Origin of the sequence: Chryseobacterium edaphi (assembly GCF_025628985.1) — a bacterium.
Lineage (GTDB): Bacteria > Bacteroidota > Bacteroidia > Flavobacteriales > Weeksellaceae > Chryseobacterium > Chryseobacterium edaphi.
In genome coordinates this window covers 686,594-709,478 of sequence record NZ_JAOTEM010000002.1, presented here as the reverse complement: position 1 = coordinate 709,478, position 22,885 = coordinate 686,594, and the positions used below count along the sequence as shown (strand labels likewise).

Annotated in this window: 24 protein-coding genes; 19 read left to right on the top strand and 5 right to left on the bottom strand. The window is 32.1% G+C overall.

From position 1 onward, the window contains the following. The first annotated feature begins 36 nt into the window (after positions 1 to 36). From NZ698_RS11550 to NZ698_RS11515, 8 genes are all read left to right on the top strand, one after another. Positions 37 to 927: a glycosyltransferase gene (locus tag NZ698_RS11550; RefSeq protein WP_263003273.1), complete on the top strand. Its 891-nt coding sequence runs from the start codon at positions 37 to 39 to the stop codon at positions 925 to 927. Then, positions 924 to 2,048, top strand: coding sequence for a glycosyltransferase family 4 protein (locus NZ698_RS11545; RefSeq protein WP_263003271.1), 1,125 nt, complete (start codon positions 924 to 926; stop codon positions 2,046 to 2,048). Before NZ698_RS11550 ends, NZ698_RS11545 begins: the two co-directional genes overlap by 4 nt. Continuing rightward, positions 2,045 to 2,920: a glycosyltransferase family 2 protein gene (locus NZ698_RS11540; RefSeq protein WP_263003270.1), complete on the top strand. Its 876-nt coding sequence runs from the start codon at positions 2,045 to 2,047 to the stop codon at positions 2,918 to 2,920. Before NZ698_RS11545 ends, NZ698_RS11540 begins: the two co-directional genes overlap by 4 nt. Before the next feature lie 104 nt (positions 2,921 to 3,024). Further along, positions 3,025 to 3,729 carry a hypothetical protein gene (locus NZ698_RS11535; RefSeq protein ID WP_263003269.1) on the top strand — a complete coding sequence of 235 codons (705 nt, stop codon included), beginning with the start codon at positions 3,025 to 3,027 and terminating at the stop codon, positions 3,727 to 3,729. After that, a complete protein-coding gene (locus tag NZ698_RS11530; protein ID WP_263003268.1) occupies positions 3,726 to 4,508 on the top strand; it encodes a glycosyltransferase family 32 protein in 783 nt (260 codons plus the stop codon). The genes NZ698_RS11535 and NZ698_RS11530 overlap by 4 nt, the downstream gene beginning before the upstream one ends. A 29-nt stretch (positions 4,509 to 4,537) precedes the next feature. Next, entirely contained in the window at positions 4,538 to 5,617 is a 1,080-nt protein-coding gene (gene wecB / locus NZ698_RS11525) for a non-hydrolyzing UDP-N-acetylglucosamine 2-epimerase (RefSeq protein ID WP_263003266.1), read from the top strand. Continuing rightward, positions 5,614 to 6,294 (top strand): NAD-dependent epimerase/dehydratase family protein, encoded by a 681-nt coding sequence (locus tag NZ698_RS11520; protein ID WP_263003265.1) that lies wholly within the window; start codon positions 5,614 to 5,616, stop codon positions 6,292 to 6,294. The genes wecB and NZ698_RS11520 overlap by 4 nt, the downstream gene beginning before the upstream one ends. 61 nt (positions 6,295 to 6,355) lie before the next feature. Continuing rightward, a complete protein-coding gene (locus NZ698_RS11515; protein ID WP_263003264.1) occupies positions 6,356 to 7,261 on the top strand; it encodes a glycosyltransferase family 2 protein in 906 nt (301 codons plus the stop codon). 2 nt (positions 7,262 to 7,263) lie between these two features. Here NZ698_RS11515 and asnB read toward each other — a convergent pair whose 3' ends face one another. After that, positions 7,264 to 9,087: an asparagine synthase (glutamine-hydrolyzing) gene (asnB, locus tag NZ698_RS11510; RefSeq protein ID WP_263003263.1), complete on the bottom strand. Its 1,824-nt coding sequence runs from the start codon at positions 9,085 to 9,087 to the stop codon at positions 7,264 to 7,266. A gap of 126 nt (positions 9,088 to 9,213) precedes the next feature. Between asnB and NZ698_RS11505 the strand changes: the two genes are divergently transcribed. Continuing rightward, positions 9,214 to 10,224 (top strand): glycosyltransferase family A protein, encoded by a 1,011-nt coding sequence (locus NZ698_RS11505; RefSeq protein WP_263003261.1) that lies wholly within the window; start codon positions 9,214 to 9,216, stop codon positions 10,222 to 10,224. 2 nt (positions 10,225 to 10,226) lie between these two features. Here NZ698_RS11505 and NZ698_RS11500 read toward each other — a convergent pair whose 3' ends face one another. Continuing rightward, complete coding sequence (locus tag NZ698_RS11500; RefSeq protein ID WP_263003259.1) at positions 10,227 to 11,234, bottom strand: glycosyltransferase family 2 protein; 1,008 nt, start codon at positions 11,232 to 11,234, stop codon at positions 10,227 to 10,229. A gap of 73 nt (positions 11,235 to 11,307) precedes the next feature. Here NZ698_RS11500 and NZ698_RS11495 point away from each other — a divergent pair, with 73 nt between their 5' ends. Further along, positions 11,308 to 11,874: an acyltransferase gene (locus tag NZ698_RS11495; protein WP_263003257.1), complete on the top strand. Its 567-nt coding sequence runs from the start codon at positions 11,308 to 11,310 to the stop codon at positions 11,872 to 11,874. A gap of 79 nt (positions 11,875 to 11,953) precedes the next feature. Further along, the gene (locus NZ698_RS11490) at positions 11,954 to 12,760 is read left to right on the top strand and encodes a glycosyltransferase family 2 protein (protein ID WP_263003256.1); all 807 of its coding nucleotides are present in this window, start codon (positions 11,954 to 11,956) and stop codon (positions 12,758 to 12,760) included. A 37-nt stretch (positions 12,761 to 12,797) separates the two neighbouring features. Here NZ698_RS11490 and NZ698_RS11485 read toward each other — a convergent pair whose 3' ends face one another. Beyond that, the gene (locus tag NZ698_RS11485; RefSeq protein ID WP_263003254.1) at positions 12,798 to 13,574 is read right to left on the bottom strand and encodes a class I SAM-dependent methyltransferase; all 777 of its coding nucleotides are present in this window, start codon (positions 13,572 to 13,574) and stop codon (positions 12,798 to 12,800) included. A gap of 94 nt (positions 13,575 to 13,668) precedes the next feature. Here NZ698_RS11485 and NZ698_RS11480 point away from each other — a divergent pair, with 94 nt between their 5' ends. The 8 genes from NZ698_RS11480 to NZ698_RS11445 all read left to right on the top strand — a co-directional run bounded on the left by NZ698_RS11480 (position 13,669) and on the right by NZ698_RS11445 (position 21,124). After that, positions 13,669 to 14,820 (top strand): glycosyltransferase, encoded by a 1,152-nt coding sequence (locus NZ698_RS11480; RefSeq protein WP_263003253.1) that lies wholly within the window; start codon positions 13,669 to 13,671, stop codon positions 14,818 to 14,820. Further along, complete coding sequence (locus NZ698_RS11475; protein ID WP_263003251.1) at positions 14,807 to 15,703, top strand: glycosyltransferase family A protein; 897 nt, start codon at positions 14,807 to 14,809, stop codon at positions 15,701 to 15,703. The genes NZ698_RS11480 and NZ698_RS11475 overlap by 14 nt, the downstream gene beginning before the upstream one ends. A gap of 131 nt (positions 15,704 to 15,834) precedes the next feature. Next, the gene (locus tag NZ698_RS11470; RefSeq protein ID WP_263003249.1) at positions 15,835 to 16,983 is read left to right on the top strand and encodes a glycosyltransferase; all 1,149 of its coding nucleotides are present in this window, start codon (positions 15,835 to 15,837) and stop codon (positions 16,981 to 16,983) included. 50 nt (positions 16,984 to 17,033) lie between these two features. Further along, the gene (locus tag NZ698_RS11465; RefSeq protein WP_263003248.1) at positions 17,034 to 17,591 is read left to right on the top strand and encodes a serine acetyltransferase; all 558 of its coding nucleotides are present in this window, start codon (positions 17,034 to 17,036) and stop codon (positions 17,589 to 17,591) included. Positions 17,592 to 17,731: 140 nt separating this feature from the next. Beyond that, positions 17,732 to 18,397: a carbonic anhydrase gene (locus NZ698_RS11460; protein ID WP_263003246.1), complete on the top strand. Its 666-nt coding sequence runs from the start codon at positions 17,732 to 17,734 to the stop codon at positions 18,395 to 18,397. Between the two features lie 22 nt (positions 18,398 to 18,419). Continuing rightward, entirely contained in the window at positions 18,420 to 18,722 is a 303-nt protein-coding gene (locus NZ698_RS11455) for a hypothetical protein (RefSeq protein ID WP_263003245.1), read from the top strand. Between the two features lie 125 nt (positions 18,723 to 18,847). Beyond that, positions 18,848 to 20,443, top strand: coding sequence for a SulP family inorganic anion transporter (locus NZ698_RS11450; protein ID WP_263003244.1), 1,596 nt, complete (start codon positions 18,848 to 18,850; stop codon positions 20,441 to 20,443). 45 nt (positions 20,444 to 20,488) lie between these two features. Next, entirely contained in the window at positions 20,489 to 21,124 is a 636-nt protein-coding gene (locus tag NZ698_RS11445) for a carbonic anhydrase family protein (protein ID WP_263003242.1), read from the top strand. 87 nt (positions 21,125 to 21,211) lie between these two features. Here NZ698_RS11445 and pth read toward each other — a convergent pair whose 3' ends face one another. Together pth and NZ698_RS11435 are read right to left on the bottom strand one after the other, a co-directional pair. Continuing rightward, the gene (gene pth, locus NZ698_RS11440) at positions 21,212 to 21,775 is read right to left on the bottom strand and encodes an aminoacyl-tRNA hydrolase (protein WP_263003241.1); all 564 of its coding nucleotides are present in this window, start codon (positions 21,773 to 21,775) and stop codon (positions 21,212 to 21,214) included. 86 nt (positions 21,776 to 21,861) lie between these two features. Beyond that, on the bottom strand, positions 21,862 to 22,794 hold the full coding sequence (locus tag NZ698_RS11435) for a hypothetical protein (protein WP_263003240.1): 933 nt from the start codon (positions 22,792 to 22,794) through the stop codon (positions 21,862 to 21,864). Positions 22,795 to 22,885: the final 91 nt, after the last annotated feature.

The window sequence follows — 22,885 nt, the reverse complement described above, 5'->3', positions numbered from 1 at the left end:
ATTGATAGAAATATTTTTATTTATTAAAAGATCCTCATGAATAAAGTTTCCATAATAGTTCTCACCTACAACCAAGAAAATTTTATCGAAAAAAATCTGCAGAGCATTTTTATGCAACAGGCCAATTTCACGATAGAACTGATTATATGTGATGACTGTTCAAAGGATAAAACGGTATTAATAATTGAAGAATATATAAAACACAAACCTTCTCATATTGAAATTAAATTTTCTTCCCATCAAAGAAACTTGGGCTCCACTCCCAACTTTTATTTCGCTTTACATCAATGTACTGGAAAATACCTGGCTTTTTGTGAAGGCGATGATTATTGGACTGACGCAAATAAACTTCAGATACAATATGATTTTTTAGAAGGAAATGAAGATTACTCAATGTGTTTCCATCAGGCTAAAAATATTTCTCCTAATCCATTAATAAACAATACTATATTTGCAGAAATAGAAGACAGAGATTATTCTGCAGTAGAGATTTTTCAACACTGGATTGTGCATACAACTACAGTATTTATGAAGGTAAATGTTTTAAAAAACAAAGCAGCGCAAGAGCTTTTTAACCATCCTGAACTATTATATTTTGATACTTTTCTGTATATGGCATGTTCTTTAAATGGAAAAATTCATGGATCAAGTAAAACCATGTCGGCCTATCTGCGGCACGAAGAGGGAATATCCAACGGCATTAATTACAAAAGAGATTTGAAACACAATCATCTGGATGAAATTATTGCTGAAACTTACGGTGGAAAAGTAAGAGAGCATGCCAATTGGCAGGTCTTTTCCAGAAGCAGAATAGCTTTTTTGAACCTTCTGAAGCAACGAAAATACAGATTAGCATTTCGACACTTAATGTGGATTATAAAGAAAAAAAACAACTTGAAAATCTATTTAAAAAAGAATTATTTATGAAGATTGGGTTCTACAGTTCAATGCCTTTAGAAGATAAAAAAAACTGGTCAGGAACTATGTTTAAAATGTACGAGCAGCTCCTAATTCAAGGCTACGAGGTTATCTGGGTTCCTAAAGTTAGATTTACAGAAAAAGAAGAAAAGCATTTTAAGCTAATTGAAAAGTGGTTCAATAAAATTTTCAACAGAGGATATAATCGTCATTTATTTATTTATAAAGCAAAAATTGCTGCCAAAAGACTTGAACAAAATTTAAAAAACTTTAAAATAGATGTACTTTTTAATCCAACTCATGTTAACGATTTTGCCTATCTGAAAACCGACATCCCTGTAATCTATTTGAATGATGCAAATGTTGCACAATTGCTGAATTATTATCATTACTATACCGGTTTTGGAATCTTATCAAAAATAGAAACTAAATATCTGGAAAAGAAAACATTGAAAAATGCAGCATATTCTATATTTTCATCAGATTGGGCAAGCAATTTTGCTTCAGATTTTTATGGTATCAATAAAGAAAAAATAAAAACAATAAAATTCGGGGCAAACATCGCTGTACCCGAAACAATTGAGTTTAATAAAAACCCCACGGAATTCACCTTTCTTTTCTTAGCGGTTGACTGGGTTAGAAAAAGAGGAATGCTCGCCTACGAAAGTTTAAAAATTTTAAAAGAAAAAGGATATCCCGTTAAAATGCTGATTGTAGGTTGCAATCCTAAAATAAAAGCTGATTGGGTAACAATAATTCCTTTTCTTAATAAAAATAATCCGGATGAGTTTAGAGAGATTCAAAATCATTTGCTAAGTTCACATTTTCTGTTTGTCCCTACGAAAGCAGACTGTACACCTATTGCGTTCTGTGAAGCTGCGGGATACGGTCTCCCTGTAATTTCTACAAATACGGGCGGCGTTTCTGCTCATGTGATTGACGGCTACAATGGCAGTTTGCTTTCTCCTGAAGCAGAAGCAGAAGATTACGCAGATGAGATTGAAAAATTGCTAAAATCTCCTGAAAAAGTAAGAGAATTCTCGGAAAATGCTCGAAAGCTTTATGATAAAGAACTCAATTGGAAAAACTGGGGCAATGAGTTTACAACAATTATAAAAAACCTGAGATGACTTTAACGATATTCACACCTACTTACAATAGGGCATACCTATTGCCAAAGTTGTTTGAAAGTTTACTACGCCAAGGTTCACAGAATTTTGAATGGCTAATTGTAGATGATGGTTCTACGGATAACACAGCGGAACTTATAAGTGAGTTCCAAAAACAGGCATCATTTAAGATAACGTATTTTTATCAGGAAAATCAAGGAAAACATATAGCAATAAACACTGCATTAGACAAAATTTCAACCCCGTATTTTCTAACTATTGATAGTGATGATTTTTTGAAAGATACAGGTTTAGAAATAGTTGAAAAAAAACTTTCCCTCATCAGTTCAGAACACAAAATTATCGGTATAGCATCACCTATACATATTTTAAATAATAACATCTCTTACACACAAAAAATATTTACCAACATTATAGCAACTACAAACGAACTCAAATTTAAATATGGTTTTGTGGGAGAGCTCACTTTAATTTTTAAGACAGATTTGGCGAAAAAATATAAATACCCCATTTTTAGAGGCGAAAAATTCATGCTGGAATCTGTTGTTTTTGATAGAATGGACAGTAAATATAAATTTTTGTACATTAATGATTCAATTGTAAATGCTGAATACAGACCCGATGGACTCACTCATCAAGGAAAAAAAATATTATTAAATAGTCCTAAAGGTGCTGCACTAGCTTATGAAGAGAAAATGAACAATAAACAATTCCCTCTATCTCACAGAAAAATTTTTGCTGAAAACTATTGGGATTATGAAAGCTTAAATACTGAAAATTTAATTTCAAAATTCAATAAAATTGATGGATTAAAAGTAAAACTTCATATGATCATTTATTTTATCAGCAGAATTTTACAAAAAAAAATTTAGCTTCTGCATTATCATATTAATCAATTAAAAACACATTACAAATGCTTTGAAAAATAAAAAATAAAATACTCTCAAAAATTTTATCAGAGAACGAAACAGTAGTGTTGGTTTTAGAAAAAATAGGCAACCAAATATATACAGGTCCTTTTGCAGGCCTAATAATTCCTGATATTCTAAAACCGATTCTTAAATTATCTGAAACACTTGGTTTATATGAATCGGTATTGCACCGTAATTTTTCTGATTTAATCAATAAAAATATCGAAAACATTATGATTATTGGTGGATATAAAGAATACTATCCTGCAGGGTTGAGTAATCTTTTAAGACCAAAAAACATGTATGTATTTGAGATGGATAAGAATTTTCAACCTTATATTGAGGCTTGGATTTCGATAAATGATTTAATACCTTATCAAACATTTGGCGAAGCCAAAGAAGAAATACTCCTTAATTGGGAAAACAAAATAGATTTTCTACTTATTGACTGCGAAGGTGCTGAAGATTTTCTGTTGCAACCTGATAAATTTCGTTGGCAAAAAGAAACAGATATTTTGGTAGAAATACATCATTTTTATGACAACAAAATTCTTGGTAATTTAGTATCCCGATTCTCAGACACGCATCATCTTACAATCATTTATGATGAAATTGCTGAAAACGAAAAAATTCAGAATATTTTAGATGGATTGGGAATAAAAGGCACGTTTAGAGGGCAGCCAACACATCGTTGGATTTTTGATGAAAACAAGAATAAAATAATTACATCTGGCATTTTTGTATATATGTCGTTAAAAGATAAGCAATGATCCCAAAAAAAATACACTACTGCTGGTTTGGCGGAAATCCAAAACCTGAATCGTTCTACATCTGTCTTGATTCCTGGAAGAAAAATCTTCCCGATTATGAAATCATAGAATGGAATGAAAGCAATTTTGACATCAATTGTTGTGAATATGTACGTCTTGCAGCAGAAAAGAAAAAATGGGCTTTTGTTTCAGATTACGCAAGAGCTCTTGCTTTATTTGAACAGGGAGGAATTTACATGGATATTGACGTTGAGGTGAAATTTTCTCTCGATGAATTTCTTGTTCACCGAGCTTTTTCCGGATTTGAGATTAAAGGATCTCCCTTTACTGCACTTTGGGCAACCGAAAAAAATCATCCCTGGCCAAAAAAAGTATTGGATTTTTATAATGAAAAAACCGATTTTAATTTAACCACAAATACTGTCTTTGTCTCTGATTTATTGATCAAAGAATATAAAGTCGATCCCAACAAAGATGAGTATCAGGAATTAGCCGATGGAATCGCGATCTATCCTTCCACTTACTTTTGCCTAGATTTGCCTAAAAATTATGCAGCTCATCATTTTGTGGGAACTTGGCACGAAAGAGATACACCAAACCCGTTTAAAGATTTTGTACATGCACATTTTAATCTTAAAAATATAGTGGAAATGGAAAGCGGCAAAAAGGAAATTCATAACGTGGTAAACAATATGCAAAAGTTTTCTGCGGATGAGATTCTTAATCAATTTCCTTTAAAAATGCTTTTAAAACATATTGTTAAACGTTTAAAACGATAAGTTTTATTATTTTTACAAAAACATATCAGATGAATGATAAAATTGCGATTATTTACGGAACAAGACCTGAATTTCTAAAGGTTTTTCCAGTAATTGACGAATTCAGAAAAAGAAATCAGACAATCTGTATTGTCAATACCGGACAACACGACTCTCTGCTTACAGAAATGGAACAAAGCTTCACCATAAAGCCTGATTATCAGCTTTCTGTACAATCATTATCTTTTAAAAATTCTAATCTGATCGCAAAATTGATTGATGAAATATCCAATTTGGTTCATCAGGAAAATATTCAGAAAATTATTGCGCAGGGTGACACATTTACAGTTTTAGCATCATCTATGGTTGCTTTTCTTGAGCAAAGAAAATTTTATCATATAGAAGCAGGTCTTCGCACATCTGATATTAAACTTCCTTTTCCGGAAGAATTTAACAGACGCGTCGTTTCGTTAACGACAGATGTTAACTTTGCTCCTACAGAATTATCAAAACAAAATCTTTTAAAAGAAAATATTTCAGAAAATAATATTTCTTTAGTTGGAAACAGTATTGTTGATATGATTCAATATGTTACGAAAAAGGAAAATATAGCCGTCGAGTACAAAGACTTTGTTTTTATTACCGCTCACAGAAGAGAAAACATTGGTCAACCATTAAAAAACGTTGCTCAGGCGATTAAAGAATTGGCCGAAGAAAATCCTGAAACCCAATTTGACTGGGCTCTACATCCCAATCCGAATACGCGAAAAATTATCCTGGAAGCTTTCGAAAACGGAACTCCTGAAAATATAAATTTCACAGAACCACTCTCCTATCTTGAAGCTATCAGAAAAATGGCAAAATCTAAGCTTATCATCTCAGATTCAGGCGGGATACAAGAAGAAGCACCAAGTTTGCAGAAAAGAGTATTAATTTTACGAGAAGAAACCGAAAGACCAGAAGTAATTGAATGTAATTGTGGTATCTTGGTAGGAACAGACATTCAGAAAATTAAGAGCAGCTTTAATTTCATTTATAATAATCCTGAGGAATATATTTTCAAAAGTGAAAACAATCCTTTTGGCGACGGAAAAGCAGCAGAAAAAATCGTTGAAAAAATATTAGAATGATTGTTGGCAGAGGACTTATAGCTTCATTATTTGTTGATTTTGACAGAGAAGACACGATTTTCTTTGCATCCGGAGTTTCAAATTCTTTGGAAACCAGAACTGAAGAATTTGATCGGGAAGAAAATTTGATTAAAAAAACTGTTGCTGAAAATCCAGATAAGATTTTTGTTTATTTTTCTACCTGTAGCATTTACGATTCATCCAAAACTGGTAGTGATTATGTACTTCATAAGCTAAAAATGGAGCAGATCATTAAAAACTCATGCGAAATTTTTTTGATTTTGAGAATAAGTAATGCTGTCGGAAAAGGTGGAAATCCCAATCTTCTGATGAATTATATCTTAAAAGCCATAAAAAATAATGAGACGATTAATGTTCATACCAGAGCAACACGTAATCTCATAGATGCTGATGATATCAAAAATATTACCTTTGACCTGTTGCTGGATAAAGATGATCTTAATAAAATCATCAATGTTGCTTACATTCAAAATTATTCCATAATTGAAATTTTAGAGATCGTAGAAAGATATTATAATATAAAACTTGATATTAATCTGATTAAAAATGGGTCAGGTTATGATATAAATATTCCACATATAGAAAATTATTTTATAAAAAATAATTTGATAAATAAGGAACAATACATTCAAAATATGTTAAGAAAATATTACTAACAATTATTCTTTTTACGTTAAAATTTAAAAATCTATTCTAAATTTATTACACAATTTTAAAATGAAAAAAATTGCCTTTGTCATCCCATATTATAAAATTAATTTTTTTGATGAAACCCTACTGTCTCTTGAGCAGCAAACTAACAAAAACTTTAATGTTTATATAGGAAATGATAAAAGTCCTGATGACCCTTCAGATATTATCAATAAATATCCTAATTTAAACATAACATATAAAGAGTTTGAAGATAATTTAGGCGCCAAAGACTTGGAGGGACAATGGATAAGATGCATCGACTTATCAAAAGATGAAGAATGGATATGTATTTTGGGAGATGACGATTGTCCTAAGAAAAATTTTGTTGAAGAATTTTATAATGTCTTACCTATAGTCTACAAAAAAAACATCAATGTAATTAAAGCAGCCATTACATCTATAAATTCTCAATCAAAAGTAAGGGGAGAAGATCTCATTCATCCGGAATATGACACCTCAATAAATACATTTTGGAGAGATAGAAATCATAAAACACACACAAGCATCAGCGAAAATATATTTAGAAGAAGCTCTTACGAAAAAAAAGGCTTCAGGGGATTTCCATTAGCTTGGGGAACTCCTTTAGTTGCCTGGATTGATTATACGGATGGCGGATTGATTTATGGAATGAACAACACTCAAATGTCTGTAAGATCCTCAGAAATTAATCTCACTAGGGTCAATTCTTTTAGAGATCAAAAAGATGTTGGTGAAGCAATGGTATATGAGATTATTTTCACGGATTATCACGATAGTTTCAGCGATTCTCAACGGCTCTTTTTACTGAAAAAATATCATGCAGTTCTTCATTATTACAAACTTAAAAATAAGCTACCCTCATCAATCATCAATCTTTATGGAAAGTACGGTGGTTTAAAAGCACAGTTGTTTTATATTCTTCGAGAGATTAAATGGAAGTTCAGTAAATAATTTTACGCATGTTCTTCCATCCAAATTCCTAAAACCAGAAGTGACCAGTGCTTATAGTTGTAATTTAAATTTTTCTGAACCTGTTGAAAATCTAGTTTAAGAAAGACTTTAGAGTTTGGATTTCTTAAAATATTTGTTGAAAGTTTTTCCATTGCAGGAATTCTAAGCCATTTTTCTACAGGTGCTCCAAAACCTTGTTTTCGCTTATTTAAAATATTATCTGTCAGCAATTTGCCAAAAGCTTTCCTCAATATAATTTTGGTCTGATCAGTATTTACTTTATATTTTGCGGGAAGTGCAGAACAGAATTCTACCAAATCCTTATCCAAAAAAGGCGTTCTCAACTCAATCGAATGCAACATTGCAATTCGGTCATCTTTTACCATGTAGTCTCCAGGAATTATGTTGGTAAGATCCATCTTCATTGGGGTATTGAGATTTGTTTTATCTAAAACAAAATTATAAGTATGTTCATACTCCGAATAGGATTTCAGAAGCAGATTGGTTTCTTTTTTTGTGAAATTATTGTGTACTTTTTCTTTTTGATAAGAAACAATATCGGGAAATTTTGCTCTGAAAATTTTATCCAGAAAATAATCCTGTCCGTTTTTAAAACCAACTTTTTCACTAATGGTAGATCCAATTTTATAAAAGGTCAAAAATTGCGAATTTAAACTTCCTTTATCCAGAATTTCCTTTTCCTTTTGATACCATTTATAACCGCCGAAAAGCTCATCTCCTGCATTTCCTGTAATTACAACTGTCATGTTTTTTGCAGCCTCTTTACAAATCGCATAGGTAGCTAAAATTGCTGTATCCGCAAGCGGCTCATCAAGATTTTGTAAAACTTCTACCAACAACTTTGGGATTTCCTCATCTTTTAAAGAAACCTCCTTGTGGTTTGTATTATATTTCTGCGAAATACTTCTTGCTTCCGGCATCTCATTCCATTCCCCTTGATATTCAAATCCTAATGTTGTAAGGTTTGAATTATATTTAGAAGACAGCGCAACCAAAGTTCCCGAATCAAGTCCACCACTTAAAAAAGCTCCTACTTTGACATCTGCAATCAACTGCTTTTTTACAGATTTTTGTACAAGTTCCTTAAACTTTTCTATTGCATCCTCTTCAGAAATATTTAATTCTTCTTTGGGTAAATTCCAATATTGTGAAACATCAATTTTACTATCTTTTAGGATTAACTGTGAAGCTGGTGGTAAAACTTTTATATTTTTATAAATACTTTGGTGACTGTCTACATAAGAATGACGTAAAAAATGAAGAACCGCCTGATCATTCAACTCTTCATCTACTAAACCTGTAGCCAAAATAGCTTTAATCTCTGAGGCAAAAATGAATTCACCATTCTTACCTGTCGCATAATAAAATGGTTTCTCTCCGAAACGATCTCGTGCACAAAATAATTTCTGTTGCTGTTCATCCCAGATTGCAATAGAAAACATTCCGTTAAGATGCCTTGGAAGATCGTAGCCATATTTTTGATAAAGCGCAAGTATAACTTCTGTATCGGTATTACTTGTGAAAGGATAGTCAGATATTTCGTTTTTTAAATCTCGGTAGCCATAAATTTCACCATTGAAAACAATACATTCATTTTTTGTACTTGAATACATCGGCTGATGGCCATCTTTTGAAAGATCAACGATTGCTAAACGTCTAAAACCCAAAACACAATTTTGAAAATACTCATGACCCTCATCATCCGGACCACGATGTATAATAGAATCTGTCATGTTTTTCAGATTTCTCTTATAAAAATCATCGTTTAAAATATTTTTTTTTACAATACCTGCAATTCCGCACATAGATCATTAATATCTCACAAATTTAAAACTTATTTACGAAATTGATTAATTATAAATTTTACATTAATACAAAACTCTATTTTTCACATTTAAATTAATAAAATAATTTCGGATATTTGTATAAATATGAAAACACAACCCCTCATTTCTATCATTACAACTTACTATAACTCTGTACAATTGGGAGATTTTGTAAAATCATCAATGAAATGTTTACAAAACCAGACCTACAGAAATTTAGAATTAATCTGCGTAAATGACGGTTCTACAGATTCTACTTTGGATGATTTAGAATATTTCGCAAAACAAGATCCTAGAATTAAAATTTACACAAAAGAAAATGAAAAGTATGCGCAATATTCTAAAGCTTACGGTCAGGATAAAGCTTCTGGAGAATTTATTTTTCTTTTTGACCATGATGATCTCATTGATTTGGATACTATCGAAAAATGTTACCAAACTTTTTTAAGTCATCCCGAACTTGATATTGTAAGTCCCATGGTAATTACAAAATTCACCGATGGAAAAATCAAAAACATCCATAATATTTATCTTTCAAAGTCTTCAGAATTTGAATTTAAAAAATTTGCCGGATCTCAGATTATTCGTGATACTGTCGGCAGATATGACAATCATATACGTGGCTTGTACAGAGCAAAAGTTTTTAAATCTCATTCTTTTCGCTTTACCGAACCACTTTTAAACGCTGATGAAATTGTAGAACGCCTCATTTTTGAAGAAGCAAAATTTGTTGGTAGCTGTAATGCAATTTACACCCATTTTATTCATCCAGATTCATCTGCAAAACTACTTTCTCCAAAGAAAATTGACATCATAAGAACCGATTTCTTATTACGGAAAATCTTTTTACAGAAAGGAATTTATGAGCCAAGAAAATCTATTTTCGAGTTTACAGCTTATAAAAATCTTGTAAATGCTATTAAAATTTTTCACCTTTTTTCAGACAAAATGACTGCTGAAGAAAAATTGCAACAGAAAAAAAGACTTCTGGATTCTTATTGTTCTCTTGAAAAAAAGACCGTTCTATCCCAATTCAAAGGGATTGCTAAAATATATAATACTTTTTTACTTTCGAATTTTAATATAATGTCAGTTTTTTACAAGTATAAAAATTAACATTATCTTTCAAAACGCCATATAAAAAGTTTTGTAGCAAGATATGGAGGAATATTCTGGAAAAAGTTTTTCTTTTTTAGACCAAGTGAAAAACCTGAATCGAAATAGTCAAAAAAACTTAATTTCGTCAGTTTTTGCATTTTAGAAATATTAGTACAAAGATAATTTCCGTCTTTCAAAGATTTCCACTGCATAATAAGAACCATTTCTTTGAAAAGAATAATTTTCTTTTTAATAAGCTTTTTAATTACTGCATGGGGCTCTTCATTATAAGATTTTGTGAAGTGCTCCAAAATTGTAAGGAAGTTTTCAAAATTTTTCTTTTTTCTGTTAAAAATTACCGACTCTCCATGAAGGTAGTACAAATAAGTAATATCGTCAACAATTGCTAGTGTTTTTGTTTTAAGAAGCAAATGGAAAAACCACAGTTCGTCCTGCGCAAACAATCCAGGTATAAAAAAAATTTCATTATCAACAACAAACTGTCTTTTGATCAGTTTATTCCAAGATGAAGATGGGAAATCCCCATTGCTATAAGATGAAAATATTTCTAAATTATCATCAAAGTATTTTTTTGTTGATATTGTAGGGAAACCAAAATCTTTTGTAGTATTATCAAATGTATTAATCCATTTATTTTGAGCAATAATGATTTGCGCATCAGTCTCTAATGCTTTAGCTACTAATAATTCAATGCAATTTGGCGTAATCTCATCATCACTATCAAAAAAATAAATATATTCTCCAGTTGAATTCTTTATTCCTGTGTTTCTAACAACTGAAAGTCCCGAATTCAATTCATGTTCTATGATCTTTACATTAAAATCATAATTTTCACTAGCAAATTTTCTCACTAATGACATACTGTTGTCCGGAGTGCAATCATTCACAAGAATTATTTCTAAATTTTCATATGTTTGATTTTTTACGGACTCAAGACATCTTATGATGTATTTTTCACAATTAAAAACAGGAATATTAATACTGATAAGGGGTCGATTACTTTTCATCAAATTGTTTGCTATTAATAAATTGCGAAATTATAAAGAATTTTAATACTTTTGAATGAAAAACATTTTTTAGATGAAAAGTATTTTAGGTTTTATTTTTTTAAAACTCAGAAATTTCTCAGACAGTTGTATTGCAGATAAAAAAAAGAGTCTTTTTTTTACAAAGAAAAGCAATATACATTCTTCTTTTAAAATAGGAAAAGATAACCATTTTGACATCTCTTCTGACGCTGAATTTGTAATTGGATCAGGTGTGGAAATCAATCAATCCAATTATGTTACTGTAAAATCAAATGCCAAACTGACAATTGGTGAAAACACTTATATAACGAGAGCAACAATTTCGTGTCTTGGTGAAATAGAAATTGGAAAAAATTGTATCTTAGGTGAAGGGATGAAAATTTTTGATCATAATCATCAGTATACAAAAGATCCTTTCACAGTATCAAAAACAAATTTCAATATTGGAAAAGTAAAGTTGGGAAACAATGTATGGACGGGTGCAAATGTCATAATCTTAAAAGATGTCACAATTGGAGATAATGTAATTTTAGGAGCAGGATGTGTCATTCATAAAGATGTTCCTTCAAATTCTATTATAATTAATCAACAGAATCATCAGATAAAACCAATACAATAATGTGTTTTTTCAAACTTTTAAGTGTGAAATAACTTTATACTTAAAGATATTATCGTTTTTTTATTCCAATCTAACTTTCATGATAAAATTCTCAATTCTTATTGCGCATTACAACAACTATGATTACTTTAAGGAATGTTACCACAGTATTCTGAGACAGACTTATCAGAATTATGAAATCATTTTGGTTGACGACTGTTCTGCCGATGAATCTTACCAAAAGATAGTAGCACTTACAAAAGATGATTCTAAAACAAAAGTTTTCAGAAATGAAGAAAACAGCGGTGTAGGATATACAAAAAGAAAATGTGTAGAAATGGCATCAGGAGAAATCTGCGGATTTGTAGATCCAGACGATGCTTTAGTAGAAAATGCTCTGCAAATTAGTATTGAAAATCACATTAAAAACAATGTAGTTACTTACTCATCATTCTATTTGTGTGATGATCAGCTAAAGCCAATCCGTACATTTCAGCATTCTAGAGCTGTAAAAAATAATGATAAAAAATTTTTTAATGTTTTTTTAGAAGCCAATCACTTTTTCACATTTAAAAAAGAAGCGTATGATAAAACTGTTGGTATCAATTCAGAACTCACTTCTGCGGTTGATCAGGATTTGTACCTAAAGCTTTATGAAACAGGAAGTTTTAAATTTATCAATATCCCCCTTTATTTTTATCGTTTACATGATAAAGGTGTTTCTCAGGAAGCTTCAAAAAAAAAGAAACTCAATACAAACTGGCATCAGGTTATTTTAGAATCTGCAAAACGAAGAAATATAGAATATCTCTACGGCAAAAAAATTGATGTTATAGAAAATCTTCCGGAATTTCTGAAAGTAAAGCAAAACAATATTATAACAAAAATTATCAGGAAATTTTTATAAATAAAAAACCACAGAGAAAATTTCTGTGGTATTCGTTTTAATTTTTTATAACAACTCCGGCATATTTGCAGTCAAATTCTATAATATGTGGGGCAAGACCTTTACTTTCACAAAAATCTTTGAAAGCTGCATTGTCGCCAATATCATCGCTCATAAAAATCCCGCCCTTTCTCAATTTGTCCCACAACAACGTGTAAGCCCAAATTCTTCCATCATAGGTTTTATCGCTGTCATAATGTACAACATCTAAAGAATCTGCCTTTGCAAAAATCTTCGGTAAAGATTCTTTGTCTGCAAAACGATATAGATCCCAGTTGTTTTTATATTTTTCAGGAATTACACATCCAACAAAATCTTCACTCTGATTTTGCATAATATATGGCATATCTGAACTGAAAAGTGTTCCGTTTCTCTTTACTAAAGATGCTAAAGCAGCAAAAGAAGACCATCCGTAAGCAACACCGGTTTCTATTGATTTTTGTGCAGAAACATATTCATTAATGTAATAAATAACACTTAAAGAACCTGCTCCACCCATTTTTATGGGTGCTTTTTCCTGAGCTAGCACTGCAGCTTCAAATTCTTGGGGGAAGATTTCCTGAAAAGGAACGAAAGTAATTTTTAATATTTTTTCAATAAATTCTTTTTCAGAAACTGCTAAATTTTTACACCATATTTCAGCTTCTTCTTTACCGCGCAAAGCTGATGAACGATTGAAAAGGTTTTTCCAAATTTTTCGTCTCAACTCGGGATAAAGGTCGGGACGTTTCAGGTATCCAAAAAATGTTGTTGCAATTTCAGCGACTTTACTCATACAATTATGTTTTGAGATGCAAAAATACAAAAGAATTGCTCAAACAATCTTATATTTGCTTTTTTAAGAATTATTTTTTTTGAAAACTACACAAATGCATCAGAAAATAAAAGTGCTTTTCCGCCACAGATCTATGGAAATGGGAGGTGTGGAGAGAGTTCTGATTGATCTTTTAGAAAATCTTCCTAGAGATCTTTTTGATATTACATTTTTCCTTACTTTGAATCAGGGCGAATTGAGAAGTGACATTCCAAAAGATATTAAAGTTATTACTTTTCAAAAAGGAAAAGAAGATATGAGCAACAATAAACTGCTCAGAACATTTCAATTGATCAAGAGAAATCTGACTCTTCTTTTTTACAGGAAAAACCCAAAATTACTTTACAAAAACATTATTAAAGGTGATTTCGATATCGAAATTGCACCTACTTATGCAGAGTTTGACAACATTTTATCAAGTCCTTTAAAATCAAGAAAAATTGCATGGTTTCATACGGATGTAAGTTACGATCCAGATCAGGAAAGAGTTTTGAGCCGAATCAATAATCTGAAAAAATTTGACTGGGTAATTTTCGGATCAAAACAGACAAGAGACGTAATTAAAGATCTTTACCAAATTGAATATCCTAAAAGCTCTGTGATTTACAACGCCATTAAAATCAACGATGTAAGAAAAAAAGCTGAAGAATTTCCTGTAAAATATGATCTGCATCCTGTGTTTTCTTCAATGGGAAGATTACACAGCAGAAAAAACTATCATACTTTAATGAATATTCATAAGAGATTGTTGGATGAAGGATTTTTACACTCAATAGCTGTAATTGGCGGCGGCGGTGAAATGGAAAATTTAAAAAAACAGGCAAAAGAGCTTAATGTTGAAAAAACATTTTTGTTGCTCGATACACAGACAAATCCGTATCCTTATATTAAAAATTCAGATTATTTTGTATTACCTTCAGAATCTGAATCTTACCCTTTAACTATTGGTGAAGTAATGGGACTTAATATTCCAATTGTCAGTACTAATGTCGGCGGTATTCCGGAAATGATTGATCATAATACAGATGGTTATTTGGTAAATCCTGATGAAGATTCTATTTATCAGGGAATGAAACTGTTTCTGACAAATTCTGAAATTCCTGAAAAAATAAAAGAAAATACAGAAAAAGCCGTTGAGAAATTTGACAATCAAAAGATCTATAATGAAGTAACCAAAGTGTTTCTCAGCCAATATGAATGCTCCTAAAGTAACCATTCTTACTCCATCCTACAATCGTGCACACACATTGCTACGGGTTTTTGAATCTTTGCAAAGGCAGACTTTCAAAGATTTTGAATGGATTGTCATTGATGATGGCTCGACTGATAATACTAAAGATTTAGTTGAAGGATTTAAACAAAAAGCTGATTTTAAAATCCGCTATTATTATCAGGAAAATCAACATAAATTTTTAACTTTCTTTCGTGGAATTGATTTGGCCGAAGGTCAATATTTTTCACCGCTTGATTCTGATGATGCTCTTCCTCCAAATTCTATGGAAATTTTGGTGAAATCTTGGGAAAGCATTTCAGCCAGTCAGAATATTGTTTTTGTTTCCACGCTTTGCGAAGATCAATTTGGTAATATTGTGGGAGATCGATTTCCGAAAGATCCTTTTGTATGCAGTATTTTTGATATGCGGTACAAATACAAAATAAAAGGTGACAAATGGGGAATGGGAAAAACAGAAATTTACAAAAAAATGAAACTCAACTTCGGTGATCTTGCCGGAAAAGGCTTCATTCCTGAAGGAGTTTTTCAGTTCCAGTTTGACAAACTTGGTTTTCATTATTGCATTAATGAGGTTACGAGAATTTATTTTAGGGATAAAGATGATGAGCAATCTCTCGCCAATCAATTTTACGATAAAAAAAATGCATTTGGCTTGGCAGAAAACTACAAGGCTTTTCTCAATACCTACAGTTCAAAAATCTGGAGCAATCCAATGACAATTCTTAGAAACTTAGGTGGTTACCTAAAATTCTCAAAGATTGATGGCAGGTCTCTAAAGAAAATCACCTCGGATTTGGATGCGTCTGAAATAAAAACACTTGCCTATTTAATTTATCCATTTTCAAAATTTATTTAAAAAACGCTTCAATCAAAAAGCTTATTTGGAAATTATATTTTTGGAAGATACCACAAACCATTGCTTCAAAATTTCAATATATCGAAGAAAAAATTTAAATTAGTTCTTTCTTACACAATCCCTCAAACAAAATGATCAAGAAAAAAATCCTCATACGTATCGGTTCTCTTCGTCATGGAGGAGCTGAAAAAGTATTGGTAACTTTCCTCAAAAACCTACCTGAAGATAAGTACGAAATTGACTTATTACTAAATTTATACTCAGGGAAATATCTAAGTGAAGTTCCTGACTGGGTGAACGTTATTTATCTCAACAAAGGTGAAATGATCACTACCAACAGACTTCAGGACATCCCTGAAAAAGCAGCAAGAGTTATTTTTCAAAAGGTTTTAAAAGAATTTCCGGATCTTTTATATACGCTTATTTTAAAGGATAAAAAATACGATATCGAGTTTGCAGCTATTCACGGAATGCGCGACGAAATCCTCCACTCCACCAATCATTCTTCAAAAAAAATCATTTGGATTCATAATGATCTTTCGCAGGTGAAAGAGTATACTAATGAAGAAATCAGAAAATTTTTTGGGTTCGATTCCATTATGGTGATTTCAAAAAAAATAGAACAGCTATTCCATGATTTGGCCAAAAATGAAACTGAAAAACAGAAAATTGTAAAGATTTACAATCCTTTGGATACTGAAGAAATTTTAACCAAAGCTCAACAACCGATCATCAACTATGAGTTTGATGAGAAAATTCCGACATTTATTTCTGTGGGAACAGTTTTTCCTCAAAAAGGTTTTGACAGACTTCTTAAAGTTCACAAAAAGCTACTCGATGAAGGTTTTAAACATAAAATTTTGATCGTAGGTGACGGTTATGATTTTGAAAATATTAAACAATTAAAAACTGAATTGGGAGTTGACGATACTGCAACAATGTTGGGTTTCACAGACAATCCTTATCCTTATTTTAAAAATTCTGATTTTTATATTTTAAGTTCAAGATATGAAGGTTTCCCGACTGTTTTGTTTGAAGCAATTACTTTAAAAAAGAAAATTATTGCAACAGAAGTTTCCGGCGTCAGTGAAATGCTGAACAATGGAGAATTGGGTCTGATTGTAGACAACTCCGAAGAAGGAATTTATTTGGGAATGAAAAAAGCTTTAACAAATCCTGAATTTTTCTCAAGATTTACCGAAAAACTTGAAAATTATACAATGCCTTTTAATCTTGATCATTCTGTCGCAAGAATAGTTTCTGTATTAGATGAATTATAATTAAAATTCAATCATAACAAAAATAAAAAGAGAATTCCTAAATTTGCTGCATGCCCAAAAATTACTCTATCATACAAAAAGACTTTTACAGAGAAAGCGGTCAATGGCTTTCGCCGATTCAGATTTTGATGAAATGTATCAATCCGAATCTTCATTTTATCTACATTCTCAGAAAGGCGCAAAAATTTGACAAAACTCCAGTTCTAGGATTTTACTGGAAGATCGTTCTTAGACATTTTCAGATAAAGTATGGCTTCCAGATTTATCCTGAAACTCAGATTGGCGAAGGTTTGTATTTGGGACATTGGGGAAGTTTGGTGGTTAATCCTAAAGCTGTAATTGGTCGAAACTGCAATATTGCGCAAGGTGTGACCATTGGTCAACAAAACCGTGGAAAAAACGAAGGCTTTCCTATCATTGGCGATGATGTATGGATTGGTCCTAATGCTGTAATAGTGGGAAGTATCACTATTGGGAACAATGTTTTGATTGCACCAAATTCGTACGTTAATACTGATGTACCTGATAACTCTATTGTTGCAGGAAATAAGGCAAAAATATATCCTAAAACTGATGCAACTGAAGGGTATATCAATAATAAAGTATAATATTTATCTTTATTAAATTATGTTAAAAATGATTGATAATTCAGTAAAAATTATATTTTTGTAGAATTATTGATTTAGTCTATTGAATTTGAAAATAATTTAAACGAAATAAATAATCATACCCTTTTAAAATTTTATTTATGTCACAATCGTACGAAGCTATTTTTGAAAACAACAAAAAGTGGGTTGAATCTAAAATTGAAAAAGATCCGAAATTCTTTGAGGAACTTGCAAAAACTCAACATCCTGATTATTTGTACATCGGATGTTCAGACAGCAGAGTAACCGCAGAAGAATTGATGGGTACAGAACCGGGTGAAGTTTTTGTGACCAGAAACATTGCTAACGTTGTCAATACTTTAGATATGAGCTCAACTGCTGTTATACAATATGCGGTAGAACATTTGAAGGTAAAACACATTATCGTTTGTGGTCATTACAATTGTGGTGGCGTAAAAGCTGCGATGACTCCCCAAGATTTAGGATTATTAAATCCATGGTTGAGAAACATTCGTGATGTATATAGAACTCATCAAGTTGAGCTGGATGCTATCGCAGACGAAAAACGATATGACAGACTTGTAGAACTTAATGTTCAGGAGCAGTGCATCAACGTAATTAAAATGGCCTGCGTACAGGAACGTTATATTTTAGAAGAATATCCTGTTGTACATGGTTGGGTATTTGACCTGAGAACCGGGAAAATTATTGATTTGGAGATTGATTTTGAGAAAATCTTAAAAGACATCCAAAAAATCTATAATCTTACAAGTTCTGACTGGGTAATGAGCAGAAAGACCAAATAATCTTTCGTTAATTTTTATTAGAATGAAATTCTGGAGTATTATTACATTGATGATCGTCCTCAACTTTACAGCATTGCCGAGCATTGCTGCTATTGCGGACTGGAAAATCATGAGAACCAATGTAATAGTCAATGAAGAAGAAACTCATTCTCACTATTCGTCGCTCTTTTCCGTTTACGAAAAAACACTTCCAAAACCTTTGAATGTCTATGATTATCTTAGATTTTTTGAAGCTGATATTGAAGGTACATCTTTCACACTTATTGATGATGATTTTCATCTTTCCCCTTTACTGAGCATATTTTCTCCGCCTCCGGAAGCTTAGTTATTTTTCAATTTCCATATTCAGATCGTCTTCGATTTTGAACATTTCTACTTTTCATTAATTTCAGTCTTCTTGGATTGATTTTAATCGATAAACTATTTACATCAACGTATTTTTCAATTATCATGAAAAAATCAAAATCTTTCTTTGGAGGAATCAAAGAAAACTTTCCTTCGGGTCTAGTCGTATTTTTAGTCGCACTACCCCTTTGTTTAGGAATCGCTTTAGCATCTGGAGCACCACCACTTTCGGGCATTATTTCCGGTATTGTCGGAGGTTTGGTCATCGGATCAATCAGTAATTCAAATATTTCTGTATCGGGACCTGCAGCCGGTTTGACAGCAATTGTTTTAACAGCAATTACAGATTTGGGCGCATTTGAACTGTTTCTTTGTGCGGGAATTATCGCCGGATTGATTCAGCTTGTTTTAGGATTTGTAAGAGCCGGAAGTATTTCCAATTATTTTCCGAATAACGTAATTGAAGGAATGCTTGCTGCAATCGGTATCATTATTATTTTAAAACAAATTCCTCACGCTTTGGGATTTGATAAAGATTATGAAGGTCACGAATCTATTTTTGATAAAGGTTTAAATTTCGGATATTTTACAGAATTATTCGATGCAATTCATCCGGGAGCCGTTGTGATTACATTAGTTTCTGTTGGAATTCTATTAGCATGGGACAAAATTCCTTTTTTAAAAAGAATAAAAATGCTTCCAGGAGCTCTTGTAGCAGTAGTTGCAGGTATTTTATTGAATGAAGTTTTTAAAATGAGCGGAAGTTCTTTAACCATAGAAAAAAATCATTTGGTTTCACTTCCTGTACCTCAAAGTTTTGATGATTTTAAAAATCTTATCATCATGCCCGATTTTAATGGATTTACCAATCCAAAAGTCTGGATTGCCGGAGCAACCATAGCCATTGTAGCCTCTATAGAAACGCTTCTATGTATTGAAGCTTCAGATCGATTAGATATCCAGAGAAGAATTACCGATACCAATCTCGAACTGAAAGCTCAGGGAATCGGAAATTTGATTAGTTCATTCATCGGCGGACTTCCGATGACTTCGGTAGTTGTAAGAAGTTCAGCAAATGCCAATGCAGGAGCCACTTCCAAAGCTTCAACGATGATTCATGGTTTTTTATTGTTGATCTGCGTTTTGTCTATTCCGTTTTTATTAAATTTAATTCCGTTGGCAACTCTGGCCGCAGTATTGCTTTTGGTGGGATATAAGTTGGCAAAACCTGCAACGTTTAAACATTTCTGGCATCTCGGAAAATTCCAGTTTATCCCGTTTGTAGCAACTGTTGTGGCAATCGTTGCAACTGATTTACTGAAAGGTGTAGGAATTGGTCTTGCAATTTCAATTTTCTATATTCTTCAGGGAAATATGAAGCGTGCATATTATCTGAGCAGAGAAAAACTGGATGATGCAGACGAAATTTCAATCAAACTGGCCGAAGAAGTTTCTTTCCTGAATAAAGCTGCGATCAAAAAAACGTTGAAAAATATTAAACCAAATTCCACCGTGATTATTGATGCTACCACGACGTCATATATCGCAACCGATGTATTGGAAATGATTCAGGATTTTGCCAACATCAGAGCAAAAGAAGAAGACATCGAAGTACAGTTAATGGGATTCAAAACTTCATACAGAGATTATGAAACTGACGAAGATTCTCACATCATCATTACTCACAAAAGAGCAATGTAACAATCAATTTTAATTTAAATATAATTCATAAAAAAATAAATTTATATGAAAGCACATACTTCCGAAACACAGTCAACAATAACTCCTGAAAAGGCATTAGAATTTTTAAAGGAAGGAAATCACAGATTTGTCGGCAACCTGAAAGCAAACAGAGATCTTCTGGAGCAGGTAAATGCTACACGAGAAGGACAATGGCCTTTTGCAGTCGTTTTGAGCTGTATTGACAGTCGTACTTCTGCCGAACTAATCTTTGATCAGGGATTGGGCGATGTTTTCAGCATCAGAATTGCCGGAAATTTTGTTAATCAGGATATTTTAGGTTCAATGGAATTTGGATGCAACGTTGCAGGTTCTAAGCTTGTAGTCGTTTTAGGTCATACTAAATGTGGAGCATTAAAGGGCGGACTTGATGCTGCTAAAATCGAAGGAATGGGTATGGATAACCTGAATCACCTTATCGATCATTTTAATCCGATCATCAATACAATCATCGAAGATGGCGAAGAACGTTCTTCTGCAAACTTAGCCCTTCTTGAAAGGTTAAATCAGCATAATGTAAAGAATGCAATTGATGATATTCGCAAACAAAGCTCGACTCTGAAAAGACTTGAGGATGAAGGCAAGATAAAAATCGTCGGAGCTAATTATGATGTAGAAACCGGTGTCGTAACCTGGTTATAAAATATTTTTCTCCTTATTAATGTAATTCGGGCGGGAGCTTTGCTCCCGCCCGAATTTTTTTTATATCAAATTTAAATATATCTTAAATCATTTGCCGTTGAATGCAGACATTGTATTTCCGATTCCTGCAAACACAAATGACAGACAAGCCTTTGAGAATTTTTCAATTCTTTCTCCTAATTTCTCTCTTTCTTCTTCGTTCCATGTTCCCAAAACATAATCGACCTGTCTTCCTTCAGAAAACTCAGCAGAAATTCCGAAACGAAGTCTTGCATAATTCTGAGTCTGCAAACTCTCATGAATACTTTTCAGTCCATTATGACCTGCATCAGAACCTTTCATTTTCATTCTCAAAGTCCCAAATGGCAAAGCTAAATCATCTGTAACAATCATTATATTTTCTAATGGAATATTTTCTTTCTGCATCCAGAATTTTACTGCATTTCCGGATAAGTTCATATAAGTATCGGGTTTCAGTATAAAAACTTTTCTGCCTTTATATTTTCCCTCTGCCATCCATCCAAAATTAGCGGTATTGAAGGAAACACCTAAGCTTTCTGCTATCTTTTCGGCAACCTTAAAACCAATGTTGTGACGTGTATTTTCATATTCCGGGCCTTTATTGCCCAAACCAACAATTAAATATTTCATGAGAAATTTTTTGCAAAATTAAGAGTTATTAAACAAAAAACTCAATCCTGTGAAGAATTGAGTTTAAATATTTTTTTGATAAAGGATTACAATGGTTTGTAAATATAATTTACTCCAAAACCTCTTATCATATAAGTCTGCGCGTCATATCTGTAATCTGTAGAGAAAATTACTGCAGTTGGAATTGGCGGTACCAAATCTGTAATAGACACTCTCTTCGGACTATTGGGAGATAACATCGAAGATGCATCATCATTGTAATCAGTTGCTAAAATTGTTGAAACTTTATAAGCGAAAGGTAAAAGTGTGTATGGGTTGATTTGAGAATCATAATTCAAAAATTCATACGAATACTTTTCAAGGGCAGGACCATTAACTCCGGCGTTGATTTTACCGTAATTTCTTTCTGCTTTTGAAACATTGTCTCCTAAATAAGTATAGGTTGTTTTAGAATAATCTTTGTATACAAAAGGAGTACCCACAACATCAGGACCATTTTTCATATTGATAACATCTAATTTTCCTGTTGTAGAGCTGTAAGTCAAATCATATAAGACTTTCACCTTAGAATCCAAAGTATAAGGCCCAGGAATAATTGAAGGAGGTATAGGTGCAGCTCTTTTATAAATAGATCTGTTTTCTGAAATGATTGTTAATCTTCCTAAATTTCCGTAAGTGAATAATTGTGTGTAAACGATACTGTCTTTATCTAATATTCCGTCACCATCATTATCTAAATGACCTTTGAAATCGATCTGACTGATTTTATCACCGCTCCACATCACATTTGCTGCAGAATATTTATCTGTAATAACGTTTGACAAAAGAAGTCCGTTATAACGGTATTCCGCAATCGTATCAGAATCAGTAATTTCTCTGAACAAAGCTCTTGGACCATTGAAACCACTTGATTGATTAAGGTCAATCAGAGGGTCTCCTTCTTCATTAACCATATCTTTACAAGAGTGAATAGAAGAGACACCTGCAATAAGTAAAATAAAATAGAAAAGTTGTTTCATTTCCGAAGGGGATTATTTATTTTTTCACAAATATAATTTTTTTTTGAATAAAAAGCACCTTTTTATTTATATTCTCACAAAACTAATAAAC

Excerpts from the sequence above, each read along its gene's own strand:
- NZ698_RS11550 (WP_263003273.1), top strand. The coding sequence starts at position 37 with ATGAATAAAGTTTCCATAATAGTTCTCACCTACAACCAAGAAAATTTT.
- NZ698_RS11545 (WP_263003271.1), top strand. The coding sequence starts at position 924 with ATGAAGATTGGGTTCTACAGTTCAATGCCTTTAGAAGATAAAAAAAAC.
- NZ698_RS11540 (WP_263003270.1), top strand. The coding sequence starts at position 2,045 with ATGACTTTAACGATATTCACACCTACTTACAATAGGGCATACCTATTG.
- NZ698_RS11530 (WP_263003268.1), top strand. The coding sequence starts at position 3,726 with ATGATCCCAAAAAAAATACACTACTGCTGGTTTGGCGGAAATCCAAAA.
- wecB (WP_263003266.1), top strand. The coding sequence starts at position 4,538 with ATGAATGATAAAATTGCGATTATTTACGGAACAAGACCTGAATTTCTA.
- NZ698_RS11520 (WP_263003265.1), top strand. The coding sequence starts at position 5,614 with ATGATTGTTGGCAGAGGACTTATAGCTTCATTATTTGTTGATTTTGAC.
- NZ698_RS11515 (WP_263003264.1), top strand. The coding sequence starts at position 6,356 with ATGAAAAAAATTGCCTTTGTCATCCCATATTATAAAATTAATTTTTTT.
- asnB (WP_263003263.1), bottom strand. The coding sequence starts at position 9,087 with ATGTGCGGAATTGCAGGTATTGTAAAAAAAAATATTTTAAACGATGAT.
- NZ698_RS11505 (WP_263003261.1), top strand. The coding sequence starts at position 9,214 with ATGAAAACACAACCCCTCATTTCTATCATTACAACTTACTATAACTCT.
- NZ698_RS11500 (WP_263003259.1), bottom strand. The coding sequence starts at position 11,234 with ATGAAAAGTAATCGACCCCTTATCAGTATTAATATTCCTGTTTTTAAT.
- NZ698_RS11495 (WP_263003257.1), top strand. The coding sequence starts at position 11,308 with ATGAAAAGTATTTTAGGTTTTATTTTTTTAAAACTCAGAAATTTCTCA.
- NZ698_RS11490 (WP_263003256.1), top strand. The coding sequence starts at position 11,954 with ATGATAAAATTCTCAATTCTTATTGCGCATTACAACAACTATGATTAC.
- NZ698_RS11485 (WP_263003254.1), bottom strand. The coding sequence starts at position 13,574 with ATGAGTAAAGTCGCTGAAATTGCAACAACATTTTTTGGATACCTGAAA.
- NZ698_RS11480 (WP_263003253.1), top strand. The coding sequence starts at position 13,669 with ATGCATCAGAAAATAAAAGTGCTTTTCCGCCACAGATCTATGGAAATG.
- NZ698_RS11475 (WP_263003251.1), top strand. The coding sequence starts at position 14,807 with ATGAATGCTCCTAAAGTAACCATTCTTACTCCATCCTACAATCGTGCA.
- NZ698_RS11470 (WP_263003249.1), top strand. The coding sequence starts at position 15,835 with ATGATCAAGAAAAAAATCCTCATACGTATCGGTTCTCTTCGTCATGGA.
- NZ698_RS11465 (WP_263003248.1), top strand. The coding sequence starts at position 17,034 with ATGCCCAAAAATTACTCTATCATACAAAAAGACTTTTACAGAGAAAGC.
- NZ698_RS11460 (WP_263003246.1), top strand. The coding sequence starts at position 17,732 with ATGTCACAATCGTACGAAGCTATTTTTGAAAACAACAAAAAGTGGGTT.
- NZ698_RS11455 (WP_263003245.1), top strand. The coding sequence starts at position 18,420 with ATGAAATTCTGGAGTATTATTACATTGATGATCGTCCTCAACTTTACA.
- NZ698_RS11450 (WP_263003244.1), top strand. The coding sequence starts at position 18,848 with ATGAAAAAATCAAAATCTTTCTTTGGAGGAATCAAAGAAAACTTTCCT.
- NZ698_RS11445 (WP_263003242.1), top strand. The coding sequence starts at position 20,489 with ATGAAAGCACATACTTCCGAAACACAGTCAACAATAACTCCTGAAAAG.
- pth (WP_263003241.1), bottom strand. The coding sequence starts at position 21,775 with ATGAAATATTTAATTGTTGGTTTGGGCAATAAAGGCCCGGAATATGAA.
- NZ698_RS11435 (WP_263003240.1), bottom strand. The coding sequence starts at position 22,794 with ATGAAACAACTTTTCTATTTTATTTTACTTATTGCAGGTGTCTCTTCT.